This window comes from Stenotrophomonas sp. (assembly GCF_032099025.1).
In the GTDB taxonomy this organism is placed as follows: Bacteria; Pseudomonadota; Gammaproteobacteria; order Xanthomonadales; family Xanthomonadaceae; genus Stenotrophomonas.
Genome location: NZ_DAMCID010000003.1, coordinates 61,569 through 71,237, shown reverse-complemented (window position 1 = coordinate 71,237; position 9,669 = coordinate 61,569). Strand labels below are relative to the sequence as shown.

The window sequence follows — 9,669 nt, the reverse complement described above, 5'->3', positions numbered from 1 at the left end:
CCGACCTTCTCTGCCGCCCGGCGTTTGTTGCGCACGTACACGGTCGAGGCCGGGTCGCCGCCCACCAGCACCACGGCCAGCCCCGGCCGGCTGCCACCGGCGGCCAGGCGCGCGTCGACGCGGACCTTGAGGCTGTCCAGCAGGTCTTCGGCGATGCGGCGGCCGTCCAGGATACGGGCGGGCTGACGGGGGGCGGTATCGTTCATCGAAGGCAGGGGCGTGGGGCGGCGGGGACGGTATTGTCCCCGATTAACGTGGCGGGGTCATTCTTCCTCTTCGGGCACTTCGTCGGCGTTGAGGGTGCGCGCCTTGCGCTTGGGCGCGGTGAACGGCGTCGGCGTGGGCACGCCCGGCAACGCGGTGCCGAACACCATGTGCGCCCCGGAGAGCAGGTCGCCGCCGGCCATTTCCAGCTCGAAACGCTCGGCGTCGCGCTGGCGGATCTGTTCGGCGATGTCACGGGCGTCGTCGGCGTCGGCGCCCAGCTCCGTCAACGCGGCCTGGCCGAACAGCAAGGCCGATTCGAACGTCTCGCGGATCTGGTAATCGACCCCGGCATGAATCAGGCGCAGCGAATGCTCGCGGTCGAAAGACCGCACCAGCAGCTTGGCCTGCGGGAATTCATGCGCGACGAGCTCAACGATGCGATCGGCATCCTGCGCGTTGTTCACGCACACCGCGATCGCCCGTGCGGTGGCCGCACCGGAGGCGTGCAGCACGTCCAGGCGGGTGCCGTCGCCGTAGTAGATCTTGAACCCGAAACGCTCGGCGTTGTGGATCATGTCCACGTCGTTGTCGATGATGGTCACGTCCACGTCGCGGGCCAGCAGCGACTGGCTGGCGACCTGGCCGAAGCGGCCGAAGCCGATCATCAGCACGCTGCCGGACATGCCTTCGGCGGTATCCACTCCTTCCAGCGACACTTCGCGCACCGGCATCAACTTGTCGTGCAGCAGCACGAACAGCGGGGTGAGCGCCATGGAGAGCACCACGATCGCGGTCAGGTTGGCATTGACCTCCACGCTGATCACGCCGGCAGCCGCGGCGGCCGAGAACAGCACGAAGGCGAACTCGCCGCCCTGCGCCATCACCACGCCACGGTCCAGCGCCTGGCGGTGATCGCTGCCCAGGATGCGCGCCACGGTGTAGATGCAGACCGCCTTGGCCAGCATCAACGCGAACACGCCGGACACGATCAGCGGCCAGTTGTTGGCCACGACGGTGAGATCCAGCGCCATGCCGACGCTGAGGAAGAACAGTCCCAGCAGGATGCCGCGGAACGGCTCGATATCCGCTTCGATCTGGTGGCGGAAGGTGGACTCGCTGAGCAGCACGCCGGCCAGGAACGCGCCCATCGCCATCGACAGACCGCCCAGCTGCATCAGCAGTGCCGCGCCCAGCACCACCAGCAGCGCGGCCGCCGTCATCACCTCGCGCGCCTTGGCCGCGGCCAGGATGCGGAACAGTGGATTGAGCAGGAACCGGCCGACCAGCACCAACCCGACAATCGCACCTGCCGCGATGCCGACGGTGAGCCAGCGCGAACTGCTTCCCGCGTCGGCCTGCACCGGCGCCATGAACGCCACCACGGCCAGCAGCGGCACGATCAACAGGTCTTCGAACAGCAGGATGGAGACGATCTTCTGGCCCGACGGCAACGCAATGTCGCCGCGCTCGGCCAGCAGCTGCATCACCACGGCCGTAGAGGTGAGCACGAAACCGGCCGCACCGATGAAGGCCACCGGCAGCGGGAAGCCGAACAACATGCACACCCCGGTGAGCACGGCGCCGCACACCACGATCTGCAGCGTGCCCAGACCGAAGATTTCGTTGCGCAGGCTCCACAGGTGCGAGGGCCGCATTTCCAGGCCGATGACGAACAGGAACATCACCACGCCGAGTTCGGCGGTATGCAGGATGGATTGCGGGTCGGAGAACCAACCGAACCCGAACGGCCCGATGGCCAGCCCGGCGGCGAAGTAGCCCAGCACCGATCCCAGCCCCAGGCGGCGGAACAGCGGCACCATCACCACTGCCGCACCCAGCAGGGCGACCACTTTCACCAGTTCACTGGCACCTGCTTCCACCGCCATGCGGTCTTTCCTTGCAACTCGGATCAGCCCTCACGATAGGGCAAGTTGATGCAGGGAAATAGCACGGAGGGTGCGCATGATCGTGCCGCAAATGGAACGACCGACCAATAAACCACCACATCATTCCACCCGGGCGTAGCGCCGGGCCCTGCCCGGTGGCACCTGGTCGCTACACACCGCCGCAGAACGCGGCGTAATCGATATACCCCGGGAACGTGCGACCCGGCGCGCACAGCGGGCACGCCGGATCGGGCCGCAGCCGGATCTCGCGGAAGCGCATGCCCAATGCATCGAAGGTCAGCAACCGCCCCACCAACGGCTCGCCCATGCCGAGCAGCAGCTTGAGCACTTCGGTGGCCTGCAGCAGGCCGACCATGCCCGGGAGCACGCCCAGTACCCCGGCTTCGGCGCAGTTGGGCGCGAACCCGGGCGGCGGCGGCTCGGGGAACAGGCAGCGATAGCACGGCGCCTGCCCGCGCTGGCGGCCGGCGTCGAACACGCTCACCTGGCCGGTGAAACGCTCCACCGCGCCATACACCAGCGGAATTTCGTGCTGTATGCAGGCGTCGTTGAGCAGGTAGCGCAGCGGGAAGTTGTCGGAGCCATCCACCACCACGTCCATGCCGTCCAGCAGCGCGTCGATGTTGGCCGAGCTCACCCGCGCCTGCACCGCCTCCACGTCCAGCCGCGGATTGAGCGCGAGCAGCCGCTCGCGGGCGGAATGTACCTTGGGCAGTCCCACGCTGGCATCGGTGTGCAGGATCTGCCGCTGCAGGTTGCTGCGATCCACCACGTCATCGTCGGCAATGCGCAGGTGCCCTACCCCCGCCGCCGCCAGGTAGAAGGCCGCCGGTGAGCCGAGCCCGCCGGCGCCGAGCACCAACACACGGGCACCGAGCAGCGCCTGCTGGCCGGCCACGCCGATCTGGGGCAGCAGCAGGTGGCGTGAATAACGCTCGTTGAAATCGCGCTCGTCGTCACTCTGCAGCGGCTGCACGAGCGGGAGCCCGGCAGCGCGCCACGCGGTGGTGCCCCCGTGGACGGAGGCGATGTTGGGGTAGCCGAGCTCGGCCAGGGCCTGGGCGGCGTCCATGGAGCGTTTGCCGCTCTGGCAGATGAGCACGACGTCGCGACCCAGCGCGGGCAGGTGCGTTGATGGGTCTGCCTGCAGGTCGCCCCTGGCGATGCCCAACGCACCTTCGGCCATGCCGGTGGCGCGCTCGTGCGGTTCGCGTACGTCGATCAGAAGCGCGCCGTGCGCGAGGCGGTGGCGGGCCTGTTCGGGGGTGATCTCGGGGATGGCGGTCATGGCCGCATTATCGCGCAGCCACCCATGGGGTGGCTTTACGGCCGGGTCCATTGGCGTTGCACAGCCACCCATGGGGTGGCAGTACGCTACCTGCCCTTTACGTGCTTGATCAGGCGCTTCTTCTTGGCGATCTGACGCTCGGTCAGCACGTTCTTCTTGCCCTCGTACGGGTTGGCACCCTCGCGGAAGATGAACTGCACCGGGGTACCGACCAGCTTGAAGCGCTTGCGGAAGAAGTTCTCCAGGTAGCGCTTGTACGACTCCGGCAGATCCTTCAGACGCGTACCGTGCACGATGAAGGTCGGCGGATTGGAGCCGCCCGGGTGCACGTAGCGCAGCTTGGAGACATGGCCACGGATCGCCGGCGGCGGGTTGGTCTCATAGGCCACTTCCAGCGCCTTGTTGACCTCGCTGGTGCTGAACTCGTGCGTCGCCGAGGCATGCGCCGCGTGAACCGCACGGAACAGCTCGCGGAGGCCCGAGCCATGTTTGGCGGAGATGCGCACCACTTCGGCCCATGGCACGAAGCCCAGCTTGCGCGCCACCAGCGCCTCGGCCTGCTCGCGCTGGTAGTCGGTCAACCCGTCCCACTTGTTGATCGCCACGACCAGTGCACGGCCGGCATCGAGCACCGCACCCAGCACGCTGGCATCCTGATCGGTCACGCCTTCGCTGGCGTCCAGCATCAGCACGGCCACCTGGCACTGCTCGATGGCCTGCAGGGTCTTGATGACGCTGAACTTCTCGACCACCTCTTCCACCCTGCCCTTGCGGCGCAGACCGGCGGTGTCGATCAGGCGGTACTCGCGCCCGTCACGCTCCAGGTCCACCGCGATCGAGTCGCGGGTGGTACCGGGCACTTCGGAGGCGATCATCCGCTCCTCGCCCAGGATGCGGTTGACCAGCGTCGACTTGCCCACGTTGGGGCGGCCGACGAAGGCAATGCGCATGCGGGCCGGATCGTTGTCCATCTCCTCGGCACTGCCTTCCTCGGGCAGCCGTTGGACCACTTCTTCAAGCAGGTCATCCAGGCCCTGCCGATGCGCGGCCGACATGGTGAGCATTTCGCTGAAGCCGTAGCGGGCGAACTCCGCGCGCACGGTATCTTCGTGCGTGCCGTCGATCTTGTTGATCAGCAGCAGCGTCGGCCGCGACAGCTTGCGCAGCCACGACAGGATCTCGTCATCCTGCGCGGAGGTGCCGTCACGGGCATCCACCACGAACACGATCAGGTCGGCTTCACCCGCGGCAGCGCGGGCCTGGTCGGCGGTAGCACCGGCCAGACCTTCCTCGTCCTCCGAGATACCGCCCGTGTCGACGACGAGGAAATGGTTGTCCTCGTCCAGACGGCAAACACCATAGTTGCGGTCCCGGGTGACGCCAGGCTGGTCATGGACCAGGGCGTCACGGGTACGGGTCAGCGCATTGAAAATGGTGGACTTGCCGACATTCGGCCGTCCAACCAGGGCGACCAAGGGCAGCATCGCGGTAACTCCTTATTGTGCCAACCGGAATGCGGTCAGCTTTCCATCAACGTTCTGCACCAGCAGAATCCCATCGGCGACTACCGGCTGCGCCAGCAGGGCGTCGCCGCCACTCTTGGCGCGCGCGGCCAGTTCACCATTATCCGTCCGCAACCAGTGCAGGTAACCCTTGTAGTCACCGACTACAACGAAATCTCCCTGCACGACCGGACCGGTCAGCGAGCGCCGGGCCAGGCCGTTCTGCGACCACATCGCGGTGCCGCCGGCCTTGTCCAGGCCGAACACGCCGCCCTTGTTGTCGGTCACGAATACATTGCCCGAGGTCAGGGCCACGCCGCCGGCGCCACCATGATCCCGCGTCCACAGCGGACGGCCGGTCGGGCCATCGATCGCCATGGTCTGGCTCTTGAAGCTGCTCACGAACAGCGTGTTGCCTTCCAGCACCGGGGCGCCATCGATATCCGACATGCGCTCCAGCTCGGTGCGGCCTTCGCCGTTGGCGACCATCTGGTCCCATACGGTGCGGCCGTCCTGCATGGCCAGCGCGGCGACGCTGCCGTCATCGTTGCCGATGAACAGCACGCCCGGCCCCGCCACCACCGGCGCGTTGCCACGCACGGTCAGGGCAGGAAGCTCACGCGGGTTGAACCACTTCTGGGTGCCATTGCTGGCATCGAAGGCCGTCACGCGGCCGTCGTTGCTGCGCACGAACACGATGCCCTGGGCGACGGCCGGTGCGGCGATCACTTCGCCCGGCACCTTGGCCCGCCACTTCTCGGTACCGTCGTTTGCGTCCAGTGCGATGACCTGGCCGTCAAGCGTGCCGATCACCACCAGGCCTTCGCCAACGCCCGGACCACCGGAGAGGCGCAGCTTGGGCTGCTTCTTCACCTTGGCCGGCTCATACGTCCAGACCGTCTTGCCGGTCTGCAGATCCAGCGCGTGCACGCCGCCGTAGATCGCCGCCGCGTATACGCGGCCATCGGCAACCACCGGGCCCTGGCGGACGCCGATGCGCCCCTCGCCCTTGCCGACGTTGGCGCTCCAGATCCGGTCGACCTTGGCGGTCGGCTCGAATTTCACCAGCTCCGCCGGCTCCAGCGCCTTCTTGGCCGCCGCGTCCTTGCCGGCGAACCAGCCCTTGACGGTGGTGCAACCGGACAACGCCACGCCCATCAGTACCAGGGTGGCGACACGCTTGATCATGACCATCTGCTTCATTACACCGACTCCGCAGGATCGGTGACGGTGCCACCGGCATCCATCACTTTGGTTTCCAGCAGGCGCCGCTGCGGCGCTGCCACGTCCAGCGTCTTGAGCGCCTTCTCATACTGCCCGCGGGCTTCATCACGCTTGCCCAGCGCCATCAACGCGTCGCCATGGATTTCCAGGCTGGCGCTGTCGCTGGCGGTGCCGAGCTGCTTGATGGCCTCGTCGTTCTTGCCGGTGGCCATGAGCAGGCGCGCGATGCGCTGGTCGATCGCCGGCTTGAATTCGGGGTCGGCCTGGATCGCGCGCAGCGTCGCCAGCGCGTCTTCGTTCTTGCCGGCGTCAACCTGGGCCTTGGCCAGCTGCAGCGAGGCCAGGTCGGCGTAGATGTTCGCCTTGCTGCCCTCAAGCTCCTTCACGCCCTTGGCGGCCGCGTCCAGGTTCTTGTCCTGGAGGTGCTTGAGCACGGTCTGGTACTGCACGTTGGCGCCGGCCAGGTGATTGCCCTGTTCCTTCTGCCACCACTGCCAGCCGGCAATGCCGCCGATGGCAATCGCCACACCAGCGATGATGCTGACACCATTCTTCCGCAGCCAGCTGCGGACGCGTTCACTTTGTTCGTGCTCGTCGAGCAGGTCGTCGATCGCCATGCGTACTCTCGCCCCTGCCTGTCAGGAGGGACTCTTTGAATTGAATTGGGAAACGCGACTCAGTGTGAAACCGGAGCCACGGAGCCGTCAGAGGATACCGTAAAGCGTGCCACGTTGGCTCGCTGGTAAGGCGAAAGGTCGACGATAGTGCCGGCCTGCTGAACCTCGACCGCCGACGCATTGCCCAGCGTCATCCGGCCCACCTGGCCCGCGCTGAAGCTGCGCGTTTCGCCCGATTTGATCAGCGCCTTCTCTACGGTGCTGCCATCGGGGGCGGCGATGTCCACCCAGCTGTCGCCGTTGAACTGCAGGTTCAGCGCGCCACCGGGCGCCGACGGCGCAGCAGCGGTACGCGGGACCGGGGTCAAGGAGGCCAGGTAAGGTGCCGAGGGCGCGCTGGGCGCCGCGGCAGGCGCGGCGACCGGGCTGCTCGGGGACGCCGGCTCGGCGCTGCCGACGACCGGCACCGCCGCTGGAATCACATCCAGCGACGCGGTGTTGGGGGTACTGGAGGGGCTGTCGAAATGCCCGCGGGTCGCGAACCAGACCGGCACGGCCAATGCGGCCGTGATGCCCACGTACAGCACGCGGCGACCCAGGCTTTCGGCAATGCGACGGGCGCGCGGGGTATGGGTGTGGCTGACCAGTTGCGGCGGCACGACCGGCCCGATCCGGGACTGCTCCAGCACATCACCCAGGTCGATCTTGAGCAGGCGCGCATAACTGCGCAGCTGGCCACGGACGAATACCGGGGCACCGAGGCGATCCCACTGTTCGGCCTCCAGCGATTTCACCACCTGCACCGGCATGCGCAACTGCTGCCCCACTGCTTCGAGCGTCAGTCCTGCCGCTTCCCGCGCCTGGCGGAGACGTGCTCCACAGCCGGCTGCGGTGTCAAAAGCGTTCACAGTCTGGTCATCAATCACAATGCTTCAACTCCGGGGATTGGGAGCCGCATCCTGCGGAAATTCGTCGCGAATTCGCTGCAGATAGCGACCGGATGCCACTGTGTCACCGAGCTGCGCCTCGATTTGAGACGCAAGTTGTAACACGGAACGTGTGGCCGGTGCAGCCGCAAGACGCCGTTGCGCAAAGGCTCGCGCCTCGAAATAGCGGTTCTGGGCGTACTCGTTGCGGGCCATGGATTCAAGCGCGTAGGCGTTGTCCGGCTCCAGCGCCAGGGCCTTGCGCAGGTCACGGGACGCCCGCTCCGGCTGCCCGGCATCGAGCGCGCAGCCACCGGCGTTGGCCAGGGCCGCAGCCGGGGTGCGATAGCCGGGCGCGGCAAGCGCGCGGTCGAACAGCGGCAGGGCTTCGGTGGCCCGGCCATGACCACATAACCACGCGCCATAATTGTTGAGCACCTCGCCGCTGTTCGGCGCGAGCTCGGCCGCCTTCTGGAACAGCGGGCCAGCCTCGGCATCGGCGCCGCGCTGGTTGGCCAGGGCCGCAAGCAGGATGTACGCGTCGGGGCGGCTGGCATCGAGTTTCAGCGCGCTCTTCGCCCGTTTTTCGGCAACGTCGATCGCACCGGCGCGGAACGCCTCCGCCGACAGGGTCACCTGGTCCTGATAGTTCACCCGGCGCCGGGTATCGGCATTGTCACGCGCCACGTATTCGGGTGCGATGCCCAAGGGCGCGCTGGAGGGTTTGATGCCTTTGCTGCCACATCCGGCCAATGCCAGCGCGACGAGAACAACGGCTGGCAATCGGAGGTCAGGCAGCGGCATCCCGGTTTTTCCCGTCCTGCAGTGTTTTGTTGAATTCGGCCTGGCGACGCGTGCGATCCATGACCTGGCCCTTGAGCTGGCCACAGGCGGCATCGATGTCGTCGCCACGGGTGCGTCGCACCATGGTCAGCACCTGCGCGTCGAGCAGGATCTTCTGGAAGGCACGGATTTCCGTGTCGCCCGATCGCTCGTAGCGGGTGCCCGGGAACGGGTTGAAGGGAATCAGGTTGACCTTGCCCGCATGCGAGGTCTGCACGGCATTGTCGAACTGGCGCATCAGCCGCGCCAATTGACGGGCGTGCTCGGGCTGGTCGTTGATGCCCTTCATCAGGGTGTATTCAAAGGTGACCGATTCGCGTCGCTTGTTGGCGCGCAGGTAGCGTGCGCACGACGCCATCAGCTCCACGATCGGGTACTTCTTGTTGAGCGGCACGAGCGTTTCGCGCAGCGCGTCAGTGGGCGCATGCAGCGAGACGGCCAGCGAGACGTCGCTCTCCGCGGACAGGCGGTCGATCTGCGGCACCAGGCCGGAGGTCGACAGGGTCACGCGCTTGTTGGCCAGGCCGTAGCCCAGGTCGTCGCGCATCACACTCATGGCGCGCACGACGTTCTCGAAATTCATCAACGGCTCGCCCATGCCCATCATCACCACGTTGGTGAGGCGACGCTGCTTGTGCGGGATGTTGCCCAGGTGGCGTGCGGCAACCCACACCTGGCCGATGATCTCGGCGGTGGAGAGGTTGCGGTTGAAGCCCTGGGTAGCGGTCGAACAGAAGGTGCAGTTCAGCGCGCAGCCTACCTGCGAGGACACGCACAGGGTGCCGCGGTTCTTGTCCGGGATGTACACCGCTTCGATGGCATTCTTGCCATCGGTGCCCATCGCCAGCAGCCACTTGTGGGTGCCGTCGGCGGAGGGCTTGTCGAACACGATATTCGGCACGCGGACCTCGGCGTGCTGCTGCAGCTTGCTGCGCAGCGCCTTGCCCAGGTCGGTCATCTGGTCGAAATCGGTGACGTAGTGGTGGTGGATCCACTTCATCACCTGGTGGGCACGGTAGCGCGCTTCGCCGAGTGTCTCGGCGAAGAAGCGCTCCAGACCCTCGCGATCGAGGTCGAGCAGGTTCTGCTTGGCCACAACCGGACTCGGGACGAGTACGGAGGGGATGGCGGTGGGCTGTACGACCTCGTTCACGG

Annotated in this window: 9 protein-coding genes; all 9 read right to left on the bottom strand. The window is 66.7% G+C overall.

The genetic code is table 11. The annotated features are described in order from the left end of the window. A partial coding sequence (locus RT456_RS03605; protein ID WP_313342615.1) for a tetrahydrofolate dehydrogenase/cyclohydrolase catalytic domain-containing protein occupies positions 1-206 on the bottom strand: 206 nt, incomplete at its 3' end. 57 nt (positions 207-263) lie between these two features. Continuing rightward, complete coding sequence (locus RT456_RS03600; protein WP_313342613.1) at positions 264-2,093, bottom strand: monovalent cation:proton antiporter-2 (CPA2) family protein; 1,830 nt, start codon at positions 2,091-2,093, stop codon at positions 264-266. Positions 2,094-2,262: 169 nt separating this feature from the next. Then, complete coding sequence (moeB, locus tag RT456_RS03595; RefSeq protein ID WP_313342611.1) at positions 2,263-3,402, bottom strand: molybdopterin-synthase adenylyltransferase MoeB; 1,140 nt, start codon at positions 3,400-3,402, stop codon at positions 2,263-2,265. Positions 3,403-3,488: 86 nt separating this feature from the next. Beyond that, positions 3,489-4,886 (bottom strand): ribosome biogenesis GTPase Der, encoded by a 1,398-nt coding sequence (der, locus tag RT456_RS03590; protein WP_313342609.1) that lies wholly within the window; start codon positions 4,884-4,886, stop codon positions 3,489-3,491. A 12-nt stretch (positions 4,887-4,898) separates the two neighbouring features. After that, entirely contained in the window at positions 4,899-6,107 is a 1,209-nt protein-coding gene (gene bamB / locus RT456_RS03585; protein WP_313342607.1) for an outer membrane protein assembly factor BamB, read from the bottom strand. Further along, positions 6,107-6,745, bottom strand: a complete 639-nt coding sequence (locus tag RT456_RS03580) for a tetratricopeptide repeat protein (protein WP_313342605.1) — start codon at positions 6,743-6,745, stop codon at positions 6,107-6,109. The genes bamB and RT456_RS03580 overlap by 1 nt, the downstream gene beginning before the upstream one ends. A gap of 59 nt (positions 6,746-6,804) precedes the next feature. Then, positions 6,805-7,671 carry a RodZ domain-containing protein gene (locus RT456_RS03575; RefSeq protein WP_313342602.1) on the bottom strand — a complete coding sequence of 289 codons (867 nt, stop codon included), beginning with the start codon at positions 7,669-7,671 and terminating at the stop codon, positions 6,805-6,807. A gap of 6 nt (positions 7,672-7,677) precedes the next feature. After that, complete coding sequence (gene pilW, locus RT456_RS03570) at positions 7,678-8,475, bottom strand: type IV pilus biogenesis/stability protein PilW (protein WP_313342600.1); 798 nt, start codon at positions 8,473-8,475, stop codon at positions 7,678-7,680. Beyond that, positions 8,462-9,667, bottom strand: a complete 1,206-nt coding sequence (rlmN, locus tag RT456_RS03565) for a 23S rRNA (adenine(2503)-C(2))-methyltransferase RlmN (RefSeq protein ID WP_313342599.1) — start codon at positions 9,665-9,667, stop codon at positions 8,462-8,464. Before rlmN ends, pilW begins: the two co-directional genes overlap by 14 nt. Between the last annotated feature and the right edge of the window lie 2 nt (positions 9,668-9,669).